Origin of the sequence: Frankia sp. R43 (assembly GCF_001306465.1) — a bacterium.
In the GTDB taxonomy this organism is placed as follows: domain Bacteria; phylum Actinomycetota; class Actinomycetes; order Frankiales; family Frankiaceae; genus Parafrankia; species Parafrankia irregularis.
Genome location: NZ_LFCW01000001.1, coordinates 166,553 through 184,599 on the forward strand (window position 1 = coordinate 166,553; position 18,047 = coordinate 184,599).

16 protein-coding genes are annotated in these 18,047 nt (G+C 73.1%); 4 read left to right on the plus strand and 12 right to left on the minus strand.

Annotated elements, in window-relative coordinates:
• Nucleotides 1–219 precede the first annotated feature (219 nt).
• Entirely contained in the window at nt 220–1,026 is an 807-nt protein-coding gene (gene trpC / locus ACG83_RS00650) for an indole-3-glycerol phosphate synthase TrpC (protein ID WP_006544439.1), read from the minus strand.
• A gap of 384 nt (nt 1,027–1,410) precedes the next feature.
• Between trpC and ACG83_RS43730 the strand changes: the two genes are divergently transcribed.
• Nucleotides 1,411–2,157: a hypothetical protein gene (locus ACG83_RS43730; RefSeq protein ID WP_131830967.1), complete on the plus strand. Its 747-nt coding sequence runs from the start codon at nt 1,411–1,413 to the stop codon at nt 2,155–2,157.
• On the opposite strand, the gene ACG83_RS00660 is transcribed toward ACG83_RS43730, so the two are convergent.
• The 7 genes from ACG83_RS00660 to priA all read right to left on the minus strand — a co-directional run bounded on the left by ACG83_RS00660 (nt 2,158) and on the right by priA (nt 10,909).
• Nucleotides 2,158–2,829, minus strand: coding sequence for a Trp biosynthesis-associated membrane protein (locus ACG83_RS00660; protein WP_054564221.1), 672 nt, complete (start codon nt 2,827–2,829; stop codon nt 2,158–2,160).
• Entirely contained in the window at nt 2,826–4,382 is a 1,557-nt protein-coding gene (locus ACG83_RS00665; RefSeq protein WP_054564222.1) for an anthranilate synthase component I, read from the minus strand. The genes ACG83_RS00660 and ACG83_RS00665 overlap by 4 nt, the downstream gene beginning before the upstream one ends.
• On the minus strand, nt 4,379–4,840 hold the full coding sequence (gene hisI, locus ACG83_RS00670; protein WP_054564223.1) for a phosphoribosyl-AMP cyclohydrolase: 462 nt from the start codon (nt 4,838–4,840) through the stop codon (nt 4,379–4,381). Before hisI ends, ACG83_RS00665 begins: the two co-directional genes overlap by 4 nt.
• A gap of 150 nt (nt 4,841–4,990) precedes the next feature.
• The gene (locus ACG83_RS00675) at nt 4,991–6,754 is read right to left on the minus strand and encodes an ABC transporter ATP-binding protein (protein WP_054564224.1); all 1,764 of its coding nucleotides are present in this window, start codon (nt 6,752–6,754) and stop codon (nt 4,991–4,993) included.
• Between the two features lie 125 nt (nt 6,755–6,879).
• Complete coding sequence (locus ACG83_RS00680; protein ID WP_235497727.1) at nt 6,880–9,132, minus strand: ABC transporter ATP-binding protein; 2,253 nt, start codon at nt 9,130–9,132, stop codon at nt 6,880–6,882.
• 263 nt (nt 9,133–9,395) lie between these two features.
• Nucleotides 9,396–10,160 (minus strand): imidazole glycerol phosphate synthase subunit HisF, encoded by a 765-nt coding sequence (hisF, locus tag ACG83_RS00685; protein ID WP_006544432.1) that lies wholly within the window; start codon nt 10,158–10,160, stop codon nt 9,396–9,398.
• Complete coding sequence (gene priA / locus ACG83_RS00690; protein WP_054564225.1) at nt 10,157–10,909, minus strand: bifunctional 1-(5-phosphoribosyl)-5-((5-phosphoribosylamino)methylideneamino)imidazole-4-carboxamide isomerase/phosphoribosylanthranilate isomerase PriA; 753 nt, start codon at nt 10,907–10,909, stop codon at nt 10,157–10,159. The genes hisF and priA overlap by 4 nt, the downstream gene beginning before the upstream one ends.
• A gap of 97 nt (nt 10,910–11,006) precedes the next feature.
• Between priA and ACG83_RS00695 the strand changes: the two genes are divergently transcribed.
• The 3 genes from ACG83_RS00695 to ACG83_RS00705 are packed head-to-tail and all read left to right on the plus strand — an operon-like array spanning nt 11,007 to nt 13,899.
• Nucleotides 11,007–12,020, plus strand: a complete 1,014-nt coding sequence (locus tag ACG83_RS00695) for an ABC-2 family transporter protein (RefSeq protein WP_054564226.1) — start codon at nt 11,007–11,009, stop codon at nt 12,018–12,020.
• Nucleotides 12,021–12,037: 17 nt separating this feature from the next.
• Nucleotides 12,038–12,910: an ABC transporter permease gene (locus ACG83_RS00700; protein WP_054564227.1), complete on the plus strand. Its 873-nt coding sequence runs from the start codon at nt 12,038–12,040 to the stop codon at nt 12,908–12,910.
• The gene (locus ACG83_RS00705; protein ID WP_054564228.1) at nt 12,907–13,899 is read left to right on the plus strand and encodes an ATP-binding cassette domain-containing protein; all 993 of its coding nucleotides are present in this window, start codon (nt 12,907–12,909) and stop codon (nt 13,897–13,899) included. Before ACG83_RS00700 ends, ACG83_RS00705 begins: the two co-directional genes overlap by 4 nt.
• 123 nt (nt 13,900–14,022) lie before the next feature.
• On the opposite strand, the gene hisH is transcribed toward ACG83_RS00705, so the two are convergent.
• From hisH to hisD, 4 genes are all read right to left on the minus strand, one after another.
• Nucleotides 14,023–14,637, minus strand: a complete 615-nt coding sequence (gene hisH, locus ACG83_RS00710; protein ID WP_054564229.1) for an imidazole glycerol phosphate synthase subunit HisH — start codon at nt 14,635–14,637, stop codon at nt 14,023–14,025.
• Complete coding sequence (hisB, locus tag ACG83_RS00715; RefSeq protein ID WP_054564230.1) at nt 14,634–15,221, minus strand: imidazoleglycerol-phosphate dehydratase HisB; 588 nt, start codon at nt 15,219–15,221, stop codon at nt 14,634–14,636. The genes hisH and hisB overlap by 4 nt, the downstream gene beginning before the upstream one ends.
• Before the next feature lie 66 nt (nt 15,222–15,287).
• Nucleotides 15,288–16,646 (minus strand): histidinol-phosphate transaminase, encoded by a 1,359-nt coding sequence (locus ACG83_RS00720; RefSeq protein WP_083472943.1) that lies wholly within the window; start codon nt 16,644–16,646, stop codon nt 15,288–15,290.
• Nucleotides 16,643–17,938, minus strand: a complete 1,296-nt coding sequence (gene hisD, locus ACG83_RS00725) for a histidinol dehydrogenase (protein ID WP_054564231.1) — start codon at nt 17,936–17,938, stop codon at nt 16,643–16,645. Before hisD ends, ACG83_RS00720 begins: the two co-directional genes overlap by 4 nt.
• Nucleotides 17,939–18,047 lie beyond the last annotated feature (109 nt).

The window sequence follows — 18,047 nt, forward strand, 5'->3', positions numbered from 1 at the left end:
TGTACCGGCGCCCGACCCCACCAAGGTGACCGCGGGAGAGCTGCGGCCAGACGGGGACCGTCCGGACACGGCGGGACGCCATGGGCACCGCACCGTGCTCCCGGTCCCGCTCTCGGCCGGGCATCACGTCACGCCCCGGCCCGCCCGGCATGCGGCCCACCCGGCATGCGCGGGACGCCCCGCCCCGGATCCGGGCCGGGGCGTCGGCCTCGTGCGGGATCAGTGCGCGATGCGGGTGGCCGGATGGGTTCCGGCCGTCACGAGGTCCGCGACGAACTGCCGCGGGTCGCCACCGGTGACGGCGGCCTCGCCCACCAGAACGGCGTCCGCACCCGCGCCGGCGTACTGGAGGAGGTCGTGGGGACCGCGCACGCCGGACTCGGCGACCTTCAGCACCCCGTGGGGAACCATCGGTGCCAGCCGCGCGAACGTCTCCCTGTCGACCTGGAGCGTGCGCAGGTTCCGGGCGTTGATCCCGATCAGCCGGGCTCCCGCGTCGAGCGCACGGACCATCTCCTCCTCGTCGTGCACCTCGACCAGCGCGGTCATTCCCAGGGACTCGACCCGCTCCAGCAGCCCGATGAGGCGTGGCTGGTCGAGCGCGGCCACGATCAGCAGGACCAGGTCGGCACCATGCGCCCGCGCCTCCAGCACCTGGTACGGCGACACCACGAAGTCCTTGCGCAGGACCGGGATGTCCACCGCTACCCGGACGGCATCAAGATCCGCAAGGGACCCGCCGAAGCGCCGCCGCTCGGTGAGGACGCTCACCGCCGCCGCGCCGGCCTGCTCATAGAGCGAGGCCAGCCCGGCCGGGTCGGTGATCGCCGCCAGTGCCCCCTTCGACGGTGAGCGGCGCTTGATCTCCGCAATCACCGACACCCGCGGCGCACGCAGCACCGCCAGCGCGTCCCGGGGGTCCGGTACACGTTCCACTCTTTGTTTGAGAGCTGCCAGGGACGTCTCTCGCTCGCGTTCAGCCAGATCTGCTCTGACCCCGTCGAGGATCTCGTCGAGAGCGTTCATCGCCCCGCGCTCGCGCCAGTCGCGGCCATGGGGCCGATGGTAGGACAGGCGCACGACGCCGGCCCGCCACCCCCACTCACGGCGTCGAGCGGTCACGACCTGTCGTTGCTTCTCCGTTGTCGATTTGGGCCGATACCGCCCTGACGTCGACGTCGAGGCCAGATGAATTAGAGGTATCTCCCACCCGGTGACGGAATGGTTCGCGAGCGTAGTGGTGACGCCGTTGCTACTGACACCCGCCGCACCGACACGGACACGTCACGAAACCGGCGCTCGGCGTCGCGACACGCCCGCCCCCCGGCGACTTTGACGCCCCACGACCGACCCGTATCATCGAACACACGTTCGACGGAGCTGCTTGGGGGAAGCGTGATGACGGATCGGGTGACAGATCAGGTGGGCCTGGCATGGAGCGCGGCGGTGGAGATCGGCAATGCACCGAACGCGGCATGGGAGTCAGATCCGGCCGGCTCCGCGGGGCAGGCGATGGGCGCGCGATGGCCCATCGCGGCCTGGGCGTCCTCGGCTGTGTGGTCCGCCCGTCCCGCCAGCGGCAGCGGTTCCGAGCCGGATGGGCAGCCCGCTTCGGGCGGGCCGGAAGGTGGTCCGGACGAGAGGACCGATCGAAATGCAGGATCATCGTCAGCCGTTCCCGGCACCGCGCCGGGCACGCCCGTCTCCAGCCCCGCGGAGCCGCTGCACGCCGGCGGCACGGCTACCGAGCCCACGGGCCCGGCAGCGGCCAGCCCAGCGGGCGCCCCGGGCGCCGTCGCGCCCCGGCGGGCGACCGCCGTCCCGCCCCGGCCCACGCCCGCAGGGCCACCGGGGAGCGCGCCCGCAGGTCGGCCAGGGGCCGCCACGGGCGCGGGCTCACGGCGGCTTCTCGACACCGACACGGAGCACCAGCTACTTCTTGCTCAGATCCGGGAGCTCGACCGCCGCATCGCCCGAATGGACGTGCTCATCCGTCTGCTTGAGGCGGATGTTGAGCGCAACCACCTGACGCTGGCGGCCCTGGGCCGCCAGCAGTCCCCGCGTACACTCCCGCCGCGGCCGCCCGAGACCCACACCGGCCGGCCCGGCACGAGCGGCTCGCCGCGCCTCGCGGGCCAGGAAGGGCGGCTCCGATGATCAGGTGGGGTCCTGGCCCCGCTCGATGGCGTCCCAGGCGTCAACGGGTGCGGCTACGCGGGCCTGGTAACGGCCGGACATGGCCGGCCAGGTCCGCGCGCGGGCGACCACGGCAGCGCCCGTGACGGCCAGTACCAGGCCGCCGAACGAGGCCGACCAGGGTCCGGCGGTGCGGGAGAGCCCAGTGATCGTCGGCTCCCCCACGGGTACCACGGCCTGAACCTCGTCCGTGCCGCGGACAGCGCCCATCGGATCGATGGCGATCCCACCCGCCGTCACGAGAATGGCGATGCCCGCGAGCAGCACGAGGATTCCCACCACGGTCCGGCCCAGCCGCCGGGTCGCGATGATCGCCAGTGTCCCGGCGAGGCCGAGCAGCCCGAGGGCGGTCACCGCCGGTGCCAGCGAGCTGCCGGACCAGTTCACCGCCAGCGGCGCCGCCACCACCTTCTCCCCCACCCCTGACTGCACACGGGCCGACACCCAGGTGGAACCAGCGCTGAACAGCACCGCTGCCGCGCCGACCAGGCACCCGACGATGGCCAGCATCCGTTCCCGACGGGCCCGTCGGGCCTGGTCAGCAGCCGGCGCGGCGGCCCCGTCGGCCGCGGTGCTGCCATCGGGATGCCGGTCGGGTGGTGTCGTGGTGGGCATGTCGGGCGTCGAGGTCATGACGGCGAGCGGAGCGACTCCGCCACCTCGATCGCGCGGAGCACCGCGGCGGCCTTCGTCCGGCTCTCCAGATCCTCCGTCTCCGGCACCGAGTCCGCGACGATGCCGGCGCCGGCCTGCACATAGGCCATGCCGGAGCGCAGCACCGCGGTGCGGATGGCGATGGCGGTGTCCAGATCGCCGCCGAAGTCGAGATAGCCGACCACGCCCCCGTAGAGACCACGCCGGGTCGGCTCCAGCTCGTCGATGATCTCCATGGCGCGCACCTTCGGGGCTCCGGACAGGGTGCCCGCGGGGAAGGTGGCGGCCAGCACGTCGACGGCGCTGCGTTCGGGCGCGACCTGACCGATCACGGTGGAGACGATGTGCATGATGTGCGAGAACCGCTCGACCGCGGCGAACTCGACGACCCGCACCGAGCCCGGCACACAGACCCGCCCGAGATCGTTGCGGACCAGGTCCACCAGCATGACGTGCTCGGATCGTTCCTTCGGGTCGGCCAGCAGCTGGGCGGCCAGCTCGGCGTCGTGCTCGGGAGTCTCGCCCCGCGGCCGGCTGCCGGCGATCGGGTGCAGCAGTGCTCGGCGGCCCGTGACCTTGACGTGTGCCTCGGGCGAGGACCCGACGACGTCATGATCGGCGAAGCGCAGCAGATACATGTACGGGCTGGGGTTGGACGCCCGCAGGACCCGGTACACATCCAGCGCGTCGGCGGAGGTGGGGCGCTCGAAACGCTGCGAGACGACGATCTGGAAGCACTCGCCGGCGCGGATCTCCTCGATCGACCGCTCGATCGCGGCCCGGTAGCCACCGGCCTCGGTGGCGGAGACGAAGTCCCTTACCCCGGTGACGGCCCCGGTCGTGGTAGCCACGGTCGGCTCGCTCCACTTGCCGAGATCGGCCGTCATCACCTCGATCCGGTGCACCGCGTCGTCGTAAGCCGCGTCCAGCTCGGCGGTACCGGCGGTACCGGCGCCCTCTGCCCCCCCGCCGCTTCCGGTGACGCCGGTGACGCCGGTGAAGACGTTCGCCACCAGCTGGCACGACCCGTCGGTGTGGTCCAGGACGGCGAGGTCGGTCGTCAGCAACATCCGCAGCTCGGGAATCCCGAGATCATTGACGGAGTTCGCCGGCAGCCGCTCGATGCGCCGGACGATGTCGTAGGACAGGTAGCCGACCAGGCCACCGAGCAGCGGCGGGGTCCCCTCCGGGCGGGGCGAGCAGAGCTGCCGCTCGACGGCCCGCAGGACCTCCAGCGGATCACCACCGCTCGGCAGGCCCGGCGGCGGCACCCCGTCCACCCAGACGGCCTGGCCATCACGTTCCGTGAGGGTGGCGGCGGCGCGTACCCCGATGAACGAGTACCGCGACCACACACCGCCATGCTCGGCGGACTCCAGCAGGAACGTGCCCGGGCCGCCGGCCAGCTTGCGGTACACCCCGACCGGGGTCTCGCCGTCGGCCAGCAGACGCCGGGACACCGCCACGACCGGCTGGTGCGCCGCGAGCTGGTGGAACTCCTCGCGGGTGGGCGTGATCACGCCGGTCGTCATCGACCTGCTCCCCTCGTCGACGCCGTCACGGAGGCGCGGTCCCCGGCCGACGCTGCCGCGCCCGACGCTGCCGCGCCCGACACTTCCGACGCGGCCGGGCCGGCCTCGACGGGCAGCTCCCGACCGACGAAGCAGGTGCGCTCCCCCGTGTGGCAAGCCACCCCCACCTGGTCCACCCGGACGAGCACGGTATCCCCGTCGCAGTCGAGAGCGACCGAGCGAACCCACTGCACGTGCCCGCTGGTGTCTCCCTTGACCCAGTACTCGGACCGGCTTCGGCTCCAGTAGGTGGCGCGGCCGGTGGTGAGGGTCCGGTGCAGCGCCTCATCGTCCATCCAGCCGAGCATGAGGACCTCGCCCGTGTCGTACTGCTGGGCTACGGCCGGGAACAGGCCCGCCCCGTCCCGCTTGAGCTGGCGGGCGATGGCGGGATCGAGAGCTGAGGCTGGTGCGGTCACCCACCCTATTCTGCCTGCCGCGGCGAGGCCGGCCGCGAGCCCGCGCTGTGAGCCGGCCCCATGAGCCGGCCGCGTAACCCGGCGCTGTGAGCCGGGCGCGACCTGGCGCCCCTGGCGCCGGCACACTGCCGCTGGCGGGCCGGCCCGCCGTCAGCGGGAGGAGACCCCGGCGGCCCAGGACTCGTGCAGCCGCCGATACACCCCGGGAACCGCGACGAGGTCGGCGTGCGTGCCGCGCTGGACGACCCGGCCCGCGTCCACCACGATCACCTCGTCCGCGGCCTCGGCCGTCGAGAGCCGGTGCGCGATCGTGACGGACGTCCGGTCGCGGGTCAGGGCCAGCAGGGCCGCGGCGATCCGGACCTCGGTGGCCGGATCCACCGCGGAGGTCGCCTCGTCGAGGACCAGCAGGTCCGGGTCGGCCAGCTGGGCCCGAGCCAGCGCGACGAGCTGGCGCTCGCCGGCCGAGAGCAGATCGCCCCGCTCACCGACCCTGGTGGCGATCCCGGCCGGCAGGCCGGCCAGCCACTCCCCCAGCCCCAGCTGCTCGAACGCCACCATGATCTCCTCATCGGTGGCGTCGGGGCGCCCATAGCGGACGTTGCCCGCCACGGTCAGGTCGAACAGGAAGCCGTCCTGCGGCACCATGACCACGCGGCGGCGCAGCGAGTCGAAACGCACCTCGCCCAGCGGGACGTCGCCGATCAGGACGGTGCCGTCGGTGGGGTCCATCAGCCGGGTCAGCAGCTTCGCCATGGTCGTCTTGCCGGAGCCGGTCTCGCCGACGACCGCCACCCTCGTCCGGGCCGCCAGGTCGAGGGTCACGTCGTGGAGCACCGGCGGTCCGCCTGGGTAGGCGAAGCCGACCTGGTCGAACCGGACCCCCAGCGGGCCGTCCGGCAGCAGGCGCCCCCCGCCGTCGGCACCGGGGTCGCGGATGTCGGTCGGGGTGTCGAGCACGTCGACGACCCGCCGGAGCCCGGCGATGGCGTTGGAGCCCTCGTTCAGCACCTCGGTCAGCGACTGGATCGGCATCACGAACAGCGTCAGCAGAAACAGGAATGCCACGAGCTGGCCGGTGGTGAGCGAGTCGTCGACGCCGAGCGCGACCCCCAGCACGACCACCGACGCCGTCGTCAGCGCGGCGACGATCTCCACCCCGGCGAACACCCCGGCCACCAGCGTCTGCGCCTGGGTCTGGGCGACCCGGTAGTCCTCCACCGTGGTCCCGATGCGTCGGGCCGTCCGCTGCTGCGACCCGTACGCGCGCACCACCTGTGCGCCCACCACGGACTCGGCGATCGCGCCGAGCATCTCGCCGACCCGCTCCCGCACCACGCCGTACCGGCGGGCCAGCCGTTTCTGGAACCGGTGGGTCGCGAGGACCAGCGGCACGAAGAACGCGTACACCACCAGCGTCAGCTGCCAGGAGTAGACGAACATCAGGACCGTCGCGATGACCATCTGCCCCAGCGAGACGATCAACATGACGCCGCCGAACTGCAGGAACTGCGACATGGTGTCGATGTCGGTGGTCACCCGCGAGGTCAGCGACCCGCGCCGCTGCTCGGACTGGCTGAGCATCGACAGGTCATGCACGTGCCGGAACGCCCGGACCCGCAGGGTCGCGAGCGCGCTCTCCGACAGGCGGTAGAGCCGGACGTTCATCCGGTAGGCGGCGACGGCGGTGACTCCGATGGCGACGGCCGCGAAACCCACCGAGATCCCGATGACCCCCAGGTCGGCCCCGCCGTCCCACACACCGCGGTCCAGTGCCTGCTGGATGACCACGGGGACGACCACCTTGCCCACCGTGGCGATGATCGCCAGTCCGAGCGTGCCGAGGATCCCGGCGGTCAGCTCCGGCACCAGCCGGTGCAGCCGGCCGAGGGTCGCCCACAGCCCCTCGCCCACCGCACCTCCACCCACCACTGCACCACCGCCCACAGCCGCGCCACCGTGCACCGCGCCATCCCTCACCGCGCCGGCGCCCACAGCAGCACCAGGACTCACGGCACTGCGACCAACGGCGCTGCGACTCACGGCGCGACCTCCGGAACGGCCGGGACCGCGGCGGCCGGCGACCGCCCGTCCGCCGCCTCGTCGTAGGCGGTAAGCAGCTCGGCATAGCCAGGCGAGCGACTCAGCAGCTCCCGGTGCGTACCCTGCGCGACCACCCGGCCGCCGGCCAGGAAGACGACCTCGTCCGCGAGCTCGACCGTCGAGCGGCGATAGGCGACGATCACCACCGTGGCGGCGCCGGCCCGGGCCCGCAGATCGGCGAGGATGGACGCCTCGATCCGCGGGTCGACGCTGGAGGTCGCGTCGTCCAGGATGAGCAGCCGCGGATGGCGGACCAGCGCGCGGGCCAGGCCGATGCGCTGGCGCTGGCCGCCGGACAACGTGGTTCCTCGCTCGCCGACGCGGGTGTCCAGGCCCGCGGGCAGCGCGCGCACGAAACGGTCCGCCTGGGCGCGGCGCAGGGCCTCCCAGATCTCGTCGTCGCCCACGTCGAGGCCCAGCGCCACGTTGGCCCGCACGGTGTCGTCGAACAGGAACGTCTGCTGAGGGACGAGCGCGACCGCGCCGGTGACCTCGCCGGCCGCGAGCTCGGGCAGGTCCACCCCGTCGAGACGGATCGTGCCACCGCTCGGGTCGATGAGGCGGGCGAGCAGGTTCACCAGGGTCGACTTGCCCGAGCCGGTGCGGCCGGTGAGCGCCACCACCCGGCCGGGCGGCACGTCGAACGTGACGCCGGACAGCGCCGCCCGCCCGACGCCCACCGCGTCCAGGGCGTCCACGGCGTCGGCGGCGACGTCCACGCTGTCGGCAGGATCCACGGTGCCGGCGGGATCCACGGTGCCGGCAGGGTCGGCGACGTCCTCGGCGGTGGGCCGGCCCGCCGCCGGCGCGGGATACCGGTAGCCGACTCCGCTCACCTGCAGCGCGGCCGGACCGGACCCGGCGAGCCGGGCGGTGCCGTGGGTGAGCCCGCCACTCGCCGCGAGCACCGCCGCCACCCGCTCATGACCGACCACCGACCGCGGGAGCTCGCCGAAGACCCATCCGATCGCCCTGATCGGAAACGCCAGCAGGGTGAACAGGTACGCCACCCGCACCAGCTCGCCGACCGTGAGCGAGCCGGCGTCGATACGGACCGCGCCGACCACGATCACGGTGAGCACACCCAGGTTGGGCAGCGCCTCCATGACCGGGTCGAACATTCCGCGGATCCGGCCGGCGCGGACCATCGCGTCGCGCAGCTCCTGCGCCTTCACCTCGAAGCGGGACGTCTCATCGGCCTCCCGGCCGAGCGTCTTGACGACCAGCGCCCCGTCGAACGACTCGTGTGCGACGCCGCTGACCTCACCGCGCAGCTGCTGGACCCGCCCGTACAGCGGTGACACCAGGCGCCCGTAGATGATGTTGACGGCGCCGAAGGCGGGGAACACCACGCACCCCACCAGCGCGAGCAGCGGGTCCGTCGCGACCAGCAGCCCCAGTGCGGCGGCCAGCATGACCAGCACGCCCGCGGCGAACGGCAGCGGCGCGATCGGTGCCCAGGTCGCCTCGACGTCGGCGTTCGCGTTCGACAACAGCGAGCCGGTGGAGTGCCGCTGGTGCCACGCCAGCGGCAGCTGAAGGTACTGGCGGGTGACCCGGCGTCGGTAGGTGGCCTGCAGCCGGTACTGCATCATCCCGGAGACCAGCCGGCGCAGGAACAGGCCGCACGCGCGCGCGAACCCGATACCGACCATGATCGCACCGGCGCCGAGCAGCGTGCCCCAGTCGGCGTGACCGTCCCGGATGCTCGGGACCACCACCCGCTCGGTGATCTCGCCCAGCGCCAGCGAGGTCGCCACCGTCGCCAACGCGTACAGCGAGCTGCCGACGAAGGCCGCGGCGAAGATCCGCGGCTCCTCTCGCACCGCGTTCGCGAGGATGCCCAGCCCGCGCCCGATCACCCCGGGCGCGTGACCGCCCGCGCCCGCCACCGCCGGCCGGGCCGCCCCGGCCCGGGGCGCCCTGGCCCGGGGCGCAGGAACGTCAACGGTGGCGGCTGTGGCGCCGGTGGCACCCGCGGCGGCGTCCGCCTCCGCGGCAACGGCCTCGGCCTCGGCCTCGGCGGCTGTTACGGCCTCGGCGCCATCCGTGGCACCCACGGCGACATCCGCCACGCACGCCCGCGCCCGTCTGCGGGGAGCGAGGCTGGCCGCAACGCTGGACGCGAGGTCACCGGGCACCGCACTCCTCCGTTTCGCGGTCGCTGTCAGACCGCCGATCACCAGCATCGACTGCTCGTCACCAACGCGGCTGTCCTGGCCAAAAGTCCCGGTCAGCAGGTCAGCGGGTCCGAGCACCCGGTGGGTGGGTCGTTGTTTCACGGCGGCCGTGGCCGGTGGACGCCCCCGCGGTTCTCCGGCGCGCCGCCATCCTGGCCTGCCGCGGGGGTGTTTCACACCGTCATGGGTGAGCTGACCTCAGCTGGACAGCCGAAGTTCCGTCAACGTTCGCGCGGTGCTCCCCCACAGCGCCGCGCACGCCCGGCGGCGCGTCAGCGGACCGGGATGTCCGCGTCGCGCAGCTCCTTCTTCACCTCGGAGATCCGCATCCGCCCGAAGTGGAAGACGCTGGCCGCGAGCACCGCGTCGGCTCCGGCGGCGACGGCGGGGGCGAAGTGGTCGAGCCGACCGGCCCCGCCGCTGGCGATCACGGGCACGTCCACCGCCGCCCGCACCGCACTGATCATCTTCAGGTCGTAGCCGTCCTGCGTGCCGTCGGCGTCCATCGAGTTCAGCAGGATCTCGCCGGCGCCCAGCTCGACGGCGCGCGCCGCCCACTCCACCGCGTCGATGCCGGTACCGCGACGCCCGCCGTGCGTCGTCACCTCGAACAGCGGGCCACCCGGCTCACGGGAGCGGCGCGCGTCGACGGAGAGCACGATGCACTGGCTGCCGAACCGCAGCGCGCACTCGCGGACCAGCTCCGGGCGCGCCACCGCGGCCGTGTTGATGCCGACCTTGTCGGCGCCGGCCCGCAGCAGCCGGTCGACGTCATCGACCGCACGCACTCCCCCGCCGACGGTGAGCGGGATGAAGACCTGCTCGGCGGTGCGCCGGACGATGTCGTACGTGGTCTCCCGGTTGCCGCTGGACGCGGTGATGTCCAGGAAAGTGAGCTCGTCGGCGCCCTCGGCGTCGTAGAGCCGGGCCATCTCGACCGGGTCACCGGCGTCGCGCAGGTCGGTGAAGTTCACCCCTTTGACAACCCTGCCGCCGTCGACGTCGAGGCAGGGGATCACCCGGACCGCGACCGTCACGGCGAGCCCGACGCCGTCCCCGCCGCCGCACCCGCGCCCGCCGCGACGGCCAAGGCCTCGGGCAGGGTGAACGCGCCGGCGTAGAGCGCCTTGCCGATGATGGCGCCCTCGACACCGGGCACCGCGGCGATGGCCCGCAGATCGTCCAGGGAGGAGACCCCGCCGCTGGCGACCACCGGCCGCTTCGTCGCGGCCGTCACGGCACGCAGCAGCTCGACGTTCGGACCGGTCAGCGTTCCATCCCGGCGGACGTCGGTGAGGACGTAACGGGCGCACCCGTCGGCGTCGAGGCGGGCGAGAACCTCGTAGAGCTCGCCGCCGTCACGCGTCCAGCCGCGGGCGGCGAGGGTGGTTCCGCGGACGTCCAGGCCGACCGCGATCCGGTCACCGACGCGGTCGATCGCCGCGCGGACCCAGTCCGGGTTCTCCAGCGCGGCGGTGCCGATGTTGACCCGGGCCGCCCCGGTCGCCAGCGCGGCGTCGAGGGACTCGTCGTCGCGGATGCCGCCGGAGAGCTCGACGGCGACGTCGACGGAGCGGACGACCTCGGCGATCAGCTCCCGGTTGGAGCCACGGCCGAAGGCCGCGTCGAGATCGACCAGATGGATCCACTCGGCGCCGTCACGCTGCCAGGTCAGCGCCGCCTCACGGGGGTCGCCATAGGAGGTCTCGGATCCGGCCTCGCCCTGGACCAGACGGACGGCCTGGCCGTCAGCCACGTCCACCGCGGGTAGCAGCGTCAACGTCACGCGCCCACCCTACGGGTCGCGGCCCCGCCTGGTGCAGACCACACGGGCTCACGCAAAACGTCTCCGTACCCGCGGCCGGCATTCTAGGTTTGCAGCGATGATTCCCGACCGGGCGAATCCCCCACCGGCACAGGCGAATCTGGCGACGTTGCCGGCGTCCGCGGAGCTGCCGGCGACAGCGGCGGCACCGACAGCGGCGGCACCGACAGCGCCAGCGGCGGCACCCACCGAATCGCCCTCCCCGACGCGGCTGGTCGGCAGCCTGTCCAGGCTCGACAGAACCGGCAGGCTCGACAGGCCCGGCAGCGCGTGGGAGTCGGCGCGGATGTGGGGCGCGATCTCGTCCGCCTCCGCACGCCGGATGCTCCGCTACCGGGCGGCGATCCTGGCCTCGATCGTGTCGAACATCGTGCTCACCGTGCTGCGTGGGCACCTGGCGCTGGCCGTGTGGACGCACCGCCCCGGCCTCGCCGGCTACGACAGCACCGCCGCGGTCACCTTCACCGTGCTCGGGCAGTCCCTGGTGACGACCTTCGCCGTCTTCGGCGGAATGATCGACATCCCCTGGCGGGTCCGGAACGGCAGCATCGAGGTCGACCTGGTCCGGCCGCTGGGCTTCCAACGCTGGTACCTCGGGCTCGAGGTGGGGCGGGCGGCCGTGTACCTGGCCAGCCGCGCCCTGCCGGCGGCGATCGTCGGGGTGCTCCTGTTCGACCTGCGGCTGCCGCGCACAGCCGGCGCGGCGGCCGCCTTCGCCGTGAGCCTGGGGCTGGCGCTGCTGGTGAGCTTCGGCCTGCGCTATCTGGTCGCGCTCAGCGCGTTCTGGATGACCGACTTCCGCGGCGTGCAGGCGGTCTCGGCGCTGGTGATGATGTTCTTCTCCGGGGCGATCCTGCCGCTCGTCCTGTTCCCGGGCGCGCTCGGCACCATCGCCGGCCTGCTGCCCTTCGGCGCCGTCATCCAGACCCCGATGGACCTCTACCTGGGCACCGCGGACGACGGCCCGGTCCGCGCACTGGCCTTCCAGGCCGCCTGGGCCCTCGTGCTGCTGCTGGCCGGGCAGGCGCTGACATCCCGGGCGATCCGGCGTCTGGTGGTGCAGAACGGTTGACGAGCGGCACGGAACCGATGGCCGACGATGCGGGACGGATGACCGGTGGTGGGCGCAGCGCCACCGGCGGCGGGCGGCTCGGTCTGGTGCGCGACGAGGCCGCGCTCTACCTGCTCCTCGTCCGTGCGGCGTTCCGGTCGGCGGCGCAGTACCGCGTCTCACTGGTGATGTACACGCTCGTGGAGATGGCGGGCGCCGCGCTGGACCTGGCCACGATCGGCATCATCTTCGCCCATCTCCCCGACCTCGACGGGTTCGCGCTGTCCGAGGTCGCGTTCCTCTACGGGTCCTCCGCCCTGCCCTTCGCCCTCGCCGAGGCCCTGGTGGGCCCGCTTGACCAGCTCGGCTGGCAGATCAAGGACGGAAGGATGGACGCGACGCTCACCCGGCCGGTCAGCGTGCTCGTGCAGAGCGCGACGATGGACTTCTCGGCCCAGCGGCTGGGGCGTCTGGCGCAGCCCACCGCCGTGTTCGCGGTGAGCCTCGCCGCGCTCCCGGTGGACTGGAGCCCCGGACGGGTCGCGATCCTTCCGATGATGGTCCTCTGCGGAACGGTGATCAGTATCAGCCTCGCGGTGGGGGTGGCCGCCGTCCTGTTCGTCGCCCCGGATGCCAGCGTCGCCATCGCGGCGGTCCGCCAGGGCTCCGCGCTGGCGACGCAGTACCCGCTGACGATCTACGGCCGCCGGATGGCGATGCTGCTGACCTTCGTCTTCCCGGTCGCCTTCGTGAACTGGCAGCCCGCGCTGTTCATCCTCGGCCGGCCCGACCCGTTCGGCCTGCCGGGCTTCACCGGCTTCCTCTCGCCGCTGGTCGCGCTGGCCAGCTGCCTGGCCGCCGGGATCGCGTGGAGCGCCGGGATCCGTCACTACCGCGGGGAGGGCGGGTGACCCTTCCATCCGATGCTTCCGTGATCGACGTCAGCGAGGTCACCCGGACGTTCGTGCTGCGGCGGAGGACGGGGTGGATGCGGCGGGAACGCAGCGACGTCCACGCGGTCCGAGACCTGTCGTTCAGCGTGCGGGCCGGGGAGATCGTCGGGTACCTCGGGCCGAACGGCGCCGGCAAGAGCACCACCATCAAGATGCTGGTCGGGATCCTCACCCCGTCCGCGGGGCGGCTGCGGGTCGCCGGGCTGGACCCGTCCCGGCAGCGGCTGCGCCTCGCGCGGCGCATCGGTGTCGTGTTCGGGCAGCGGTCCGCGCTGTGGTCGGATCTACCGCTTCGCGACAGCTTCGACCTCATCCAACGGATCTATCGGATCTCGCCGGCGCGATACCGCCGGAACCTCGACGAGTTCATCGAGCTTCTCGATCTCGCCTCCTTCATCGACACACCGGTCCGCCAGCTCTCTCTCGGGCAGCGGATGCGCGGCAGCGTCACCGCCGCCTTCCTGCCCGAGCCCGAGATCGTCTACCTGGACGAACCGACCATCGGCCTCGACGTGGTCTCGAAGGCCGCCGTACGGTCCTTCCTCGCCCGCACCAACCGGGAGTCGGGGACGACGATCCTGCTCACGACACACGACATGACCGACGTGGAGCAGCTGTGCCGGCGGGTGATGGTCATCGACCACGGCCGGCTCGGCTTCGACGGCACCCTGGACGAGCTGCGTACCCGCATCGGCGGCGTCCGGACACTGCGGGTCGACCTCGCCGAGCCACATCCGGCGATGACGATCGAGGGCGCCCGGGTCGTGCGGGTGGACGGCGCCCGGCAGTGGCTGGAGTTCAGCTCCCAGGACAGCGCGGCACCACTGGTCAGCGCGGTCGCGGCCCGTTACCCGCTGGTTGACCTCGCCGTCGGCGAACCGGCGATCGAGGACGTCGTCGCACGCCTCTACACCACCAACCGACTCCGGGCGGTGCCGCCCGGGTGACCAGGCCCGGCGCGCTGACCGGCACCGGCACCGCGCTGGCCGGCACCGCGCTGGCCGGCACCGCGCTGGCCGGCACCGCGCTGGCCGGCACCGGTGCTCCGACCGGCGCCGGTGCGCGGCAGGTCAGTTCAGCGTGCGCAGCCAGTTCTCCAGCACGTGCGCGCCGGCGTCACCGGACTTCTCCGGGTGGAACTGGGTGGCCATCAGCGGACCACGCTCGACCGCGGCCGCGAACGGCTCGCCGTGCTCGGCCACGGTGTCCCCCGCCTGGGGCCGGGCGGCGTAGGAGTGCACGAAGTAGAAACGCGTGCCCGCGTCCACACCGGCGAACAGGACGGACTCCGCGGGCGGGGCGACCAGGTTCCAGCCCATGTGCGGCAGGACCGGAGCGGACAGCCGGTCCACGCTGCCCGCGAGCACGCCGAGGCCCGCCGTGCGCACCCCGTGCTCGTCCCCGACCTCGTAGAGGATCTGCATGCCGACGCAGATCCCCAGCACCGGGCGGCCGGCCGCGAGCCGCTCGTGCACGACGGCGCCGCCGCCGATCGCCTCGATGCCCGCCATGCAGGCCGCGTACGCGCCGACCCCGGGCACGACGAGCCCGTCAGCGGCACGCGCCGCGTCGAGATCCGCGGTGACGGTCACCTCCGCGCCGACCCGGGCGACCGCCCGCTCGGCCGACCGCAGGTTGCCCGAGCCGTAGTCGAGGACGACGACCTTCGGACGGGCGCTGGTCAAAGCACACCCTTCGTCGAGGGAACCCCGGCGACCCGCGCGTCCAGGGCGACGGCGTCGCGCATCGCGCGGGCGACGGACTTGAACTGGGCCTCGACGACGTGGTGCGCGTTGCGCCCCGACAGCACCCGCACGTGCAGCGCGATCCGCGCCGACGCGGTGATCGACTCGAAGACGTGCCGGGTGAGCGTCGTGTCGTAGGTGCCGATCAGCCCGACCAGCTCCGGCTCGACATGCACGCAGTAGGGCCGCCCGGAAAGATCGACGGCCGACTGCACCAGCGCCTCGTCGAGCGGGACGGTCGCGTCCCCGAACCGCCGGATGCCGGCCTTGTCACCGAGCGCCTCGCGCAGCGCCGCACCGAAGGCGATCGAGGTGTCCTCGACAGTGTGGTGGGCGTCGATGTGCAGGTCGCCCTCGGTCCGCACGGTGAGGTCGAAGCCGCCGTGCTTGCCGAGCTGCTCCATCATGTGATCGAAGAACGGGACGCCGGTCTCGGACGAGGCCAGCCCCGTCCCGTCGAGATCGAGCTCGATCAGGACGTGCGACTCCTTGGTCTTGCGCTCGATCCGAGCGGTTCGCGCCATACGTGTGTGATCCCTCGTGGGTCTTGAACGTCTACTACGTGTTCGACGGCGTCGGTGCTGTTCGAGCTATCCGACCACGCTGGTGCCGGCCGGCGCCGCGGGCCCGGTCCGCAGCAGCGACGGGTTGCCCGTGAGCACCGCGCGCAGGGCGGCGAGGAAGGCGTCCGTCTCGGCGGGCAGGCCCGCCGTCACCCGCAGCCAGCCGCCGAGGCCGACGTCCCGCACGAGCACCCCGGCGTCGAGCAGGCCCTGCCACACCGCCCGCTGGTCGGTGAAATGCCCGAACAGCACGAAGTTCGCGTCGCTCGGCGCCACCTCGCACCCGAGCTGCGGCAGCTCCCGCGCGAGCAGGTCGCGCTGGGCCTTCACCGCCTCGACCGTGCCGAGCAGCTCGTCGGCGTGCGCCAGCGCGGTACGCGCGATCGCCTGGGTGAACGACGACAGGTGGTAGGGCAGCCGGACCAGCGCGAGGGCGTCGACGACCGCCGGATGCGCCGCGAGGTACCCGACCCGGGCTCCGGCCAGCGCGAACGCCTTGCTCATCGTCCGTGTGACGACCAGGCGGGGGTGATCCGGCAGCAGGGTGAGGGCGCTGGGCACGCCGGCCCGGCGGAACTCCGCATAGGCCTCGTCCACCACGACCACCCCGGAGCCCACCTCCTCCATCGCGTCGCAGGCGGCGGCGATGACATCCAGGCCCAGGGCGGTGGCGGTCGGGTTGTTCGGCGAGGCGAGGAACAGCAACGCCGGCCGGTGCCGGTGGATCGCACCGGCGACCCGCTCGGCGTCGAGGGTGAAGTCCTCCGCCCGCTGCTCCCCGACCCAGCCGGTGGCGGTGGCCAGCGCGATCAGCCGGTGCATCGAGTACGACGGCTCGAAGCCGACCGCCGTCCGGCCTGGCCCGCCGAACACCTGGCAGAGCTGCTGAAGGATCTCGTTGGACCCGTTCGCCGCCCACACCTGGGCGGTGTGCACACCGAAACCGGCGTCCGAGGTCAGATAGTAGGCGAGATCGGCGCGCAGGGCCTCGGCGTCGCGGTCCGGGTAGCGGTTCGCCTCCGTCGCGGCGAGGGTCGCGGCCTTCCCCAGCGCGTCGACCAGGCCGGCCGACGGCGGATGCGGGTTCTCGTTCGTGTTCAGCCGGACCGGGACGTCGATCTGCGGCGCGCCGTAGGGCGACAGGCCGCGCAGGTCGTCACGCAGCGGCAGGTCGTCCAGCGTGACCACGCGCCGCGCCGGACGTCCGCCCGACGTCGCCGCACCCGGACGGGATCCGCGGTCGAGACCGGGGCCCACGCCCGGACCGCCCCCCAGGCCCGCGGCCGGCGCGGAGATCGGCTCCACCCGCATCCCGTCGAAGGCGGGGGCGTCGGCCTCGAGGGGGCCGGCGGCGTCGCTCGTCGCATCCACCGAATCCTCGGTCATCGTGCCCGCACCTCCACCGCGTCGACGTGCCCGGTCAGATCCTCGGCCGTGCCGAGCGCGGCGATCCGCGGTGCGATGTCGGCCAGCGCGTCGGCGTCGCAGGAGACGACGTGCACCTGCCGCTGGAAGGCGGACACCGCGAGACCACCGGAATGCCGTGCCGTCCCGCCCGTGGGCAGGACGTGGTTGGAACCAGCCAGATAGTCACCCAGCGGAACCGGGGCGTACGGCCCGACGAAGATCGCCCCGGCGTTGCGCACCCGGGCGGCGACCGCCGCCGCGTCCACCGTCTGGATCTCCAGGTGCTCCGCCGCCCAGGCGTCGGCGACGGCCAGCCCGGCGTCGAGGTCGGCGACCAGCGCCACCGCGCCCTGCCCGGCCAGCGCCTCCGCCACCCGCTCGCGGTGCCGGGTGCGGGGAACCTGCTTGTCCAGCTCGACATCGACGGCGTCAGCGAGCTCGACCGAGGTCGTGACCAGCAGACAGGCCGCCATCGGGTCGTGCTCGGCCTGGGCGATCAGATCGGCGGCGACGAAATCCGGCCGGGCCGAGTGGTCAGCGAGAATCGCGACCTCCGTCGGGCCCGCCTCCGCGTCGACGCCGACCACGCCCCGCAGCAGCCGCTTCGCCGCCGTGACGTACACGTTGCCGGGACCGGTGACCACGTCGACCGCCGGGCAGCTCTGGGTGCCGTGCGCGAACATGGCGACCGCCTGTGCCCCACCGGCCGCGTAGACCTCGTCGACGCCGAGCAGCGCACACGCCGCCAGCACCACCGGGTGCGGCCGGCCGTCGTTGTCCACCTGGGGCGGCGAGGCCACCGCCAGCGACCCGACACCGGCCTCCTGCGCGGGCACCACGTTCATCACGACGCTGCTCGGGTAGGCGACCCGGCCACCCGGCACGTAGAGGCCGACCCGCTCCACCGGGATCCACCGCTCGGTGACCGTCGTGCCGGGGGCGACCTCGACGACGACCGGCTCGCGCAGCTGAGCCCGATGCACCAGCCGTGCCCGCCGGATCGCCTCGGTCAGCGCGTCACGCACCGCCGGCGCGAGCGCCGCCAGCGCGGCCTCGAGATCCTCGGCCGGCACCCGCAGGCTCGCCGGCCGAACCCGGTCGAACCGCTCGGCGGCATCGAGGACAGCCGCGTCACCGCGGGCCCGCACATCATCACAGACCGGGCGCACCGCCTCGATCGCCACGTCGACGTCGACGGCCGCCCGCGGGATGAGGCGGCGGACCTCCGAGGCGCTGGGTCTCACGGAACGCAGATCGAGCCTTCTGAGCACGCCCCCGAGAGTATCGGCCCCACCCCCGGTCGGAGCAGTGGAATTCTTCGGGAATACCCACCGTGACACATGAAGACCCCGATCAGGGATCTTTTCCGGAGAAGTGACA

Bases quoted from the DNA above. Each gene is read 5' to 3' on its own strand.
- trpC (WP_006544439.1), bottom strand. From the start codon at position 1,026: ATGAACGCTCTCGACGAGATCCTCGACGGGGTCAGAGCAGATCTGGCT.
- ACG83_RS00660 (WP_054564221.1), bottom strand. From the start codon at position 2,829: ATGACCTCGACGCCCGACATGCCCACCACGACACCACCCGACCGGCAT.
- ACG83_RS00665 (WP_054564222.1), bottom strand. From the start codon at position 4,382: ATGACGACCGGCGTGATCACGCCCACCCGCGAGGAGTTCCACCAGCTC.
- ACG83_RS00680 (WP_235497727.1), bottom strand. From the start codon at position 9,132: ATGCTGGTGATCGGCGGTCTGACAGCGACCGCGAAACGGAGGAGTGCG.
- ACG83_RS00695 (WP_054564226.1), top strand. From the start codon at position 11,007: ATGATTCCCGACCGGGCGAATCCCCCACCGGCACAGGCGAATCTGGCG.
- ACG83_RS00700 (WP_054564227.1), top strand. From the start codon at position 12,038: ATGGCCGACGATGCGGGACGGATGACCGGTGGTGGGCGCAGCGCCACC.
- hisB (WP_054564230.1), bottom strand. From the start codon at position 15,221: ATGGCGCGAACCGCTCGGATCGAGCGCAAGACCAAGGAGTCGCACGTC.
- ACG83_RS00720 (WP_083472943.1), bottom strand. From the start codon at position 16,646: ATGACCGAGGATTCGGTGGATGCGACGAGCGACGCCGCCGGCCCCCTC.